This is a genomic window from Sellimonas catena, from assembly GCF_027924685.1.
Lineage (GTDB): Bacteria > Bacillota > Clostridia > Lachnospirales > Lachnospiraceae > Sellimonas > Sellimonas catena.
Genome location: NZ_BSBO01000089.1, coordinates 1 through 1561, shown reverse-complemented (window position 1 = coordinate 1561; position 1561 = coordinate 1). Strand labels below are relative to the sequence as shown.

At 34.5% G+C, this 1561-nt stretch carries 2 protein-coding genes; both read left to right on the top strand.

The annotated features are described in order from the left end of the window. Nucleotides 1-163 precede the first annotated feature (163 nt). Nucleotides 164-931 (top strand): helix-turn-helix domain-containing protein, encoded by a 768-nt coding sequence (locus Selli1_RS18135; protein WP_281874493.1) that lies wholly within the window; start codon nt 164-166, stop codon nt 929-931. A 374-nt stretch (nt 932-1305) separates the two neighbouring features. Next, entirely contained in the window at nt 1306-1461 is a 156-nt protein-coding gene (locus Selli1_RS18130) for a helix-turn-helix domain-containing protein (RefSeq protein ID WP_405593833.1), read from the top strand. Nucleotides 1462-1561 lie beyond the last annotated feature (100 nt).

Here is a 1561-nt window from a genome sequence, read left to right as displayed (position 1 = left end):
ATCTGCCCAAAGATCAGCTTTTGAGATTACATTATTATTCATATCCATTGGTATTACCTCCATCATTTGAGACCATCTTATCAAATGCAGGAAGGGATTTGAAGGTACGGATGATTACCTACTTACAATAGAATTAACAAAAACGAGATAGGAGGATAAGCGTATGAAGATAGGAAAAACCATTTTAAAATTAAGAGAAGAGAAAAAAATGTCACAAGAAGAGTTTGCGCAATATTTTCATGTTACAAGACAAACGATTTCAAACTGGGAAAAAGAAAAAAGTTATCCGGATTTACAAACTTTAGTCAAGATTAGTGATGCATCTGGAGTTTCCGTAGATTCCATGTTGAGAGATAATTTTAATATGGTACAGCAAATAGACAAGAAGGTAAGGCATCTAAAAATATTTCAGATAGGATCGGCAATTATAGCAGCGATTGTTCTTATAGCAGCTTCCTATATTGGAATTCAAAATATGAAACAGAATAATACTATCCAAACATATGAGAGCAGGTTAGCGGAACTGGGCTTTGAAAAGAACGGGAATAATTATTACTTGGAAGACGCCGATTTTAAATATGATATCTATTTATTTGGCAGACCTGCTGTATGGAAATGGAACCAGGAACTAACATCCAGAGAAAAATTTGTAGTAGGAACATATACGAAAGAAATGTCTGATTTGTCGGAGCAGGTAGAAGTGACAATACGAAAAACAGAAGAATTCACCACATTAAATATTTCAAGAGGAGATTATGGGAAAGATGGAAGTTCCCCGCAAATGGTGGAATACACTCTGGATGAAAATGGTCAGATCAAACATGTAGAAAAGATGGATAAAGAATATTATGAAATATATACAAAATTGCAGAGTGACATAAAAGAAGCAGTTAAAAAGATGGACACAATATATTCAACACTCTATGCATAAGCATGATACAGTGTTTCTATCATTATGACGCTGTTCATACATCGTGAATACAAAACTTTCTAGGCATATGCAAACTCTGGGATATTTTTTAAGAATCATATAGGTACTGGATAGTACTGAGGACACAAGACGTATTATGTTTTGTGTCCTTTTATTACGTGGCTACGGAATACCAGTACCGACATGAGGGCGTAAGTGACTACATTATTGAGCCGATCCATGTTCAAAAGCTGATACGGCGGATTCTATTCGTTATAGGTTGATACATATTCCATGATTCAGCCATGTTTCCTTATGGTTGATTTTATCAATCAAAATCAACTTTTAATCCATTGTTAATACAATCAATACAGGTATAATAATAGGCAAGGAAGGTGATACATTTGAATGAACTAAATATAGCAAAAACGCTTGTTTTAAAACGTAAGGAAAAAGGAATCACCCAGGAAGAACTTGCGGCTTATATCGGAGTATCAAAAGCATCGGTATCGAAATGGGAAACCGGAGTTTCCCAAACAAAAGGATATTAAGAAATAACCTGTGTTTTCCTGCTTGCGAATAAAAGAATAGTGTGATTAAGTTAGAAATACTGCATAAATGTGCTGGTATCTCTTTTTCGTTGCCTTGAAA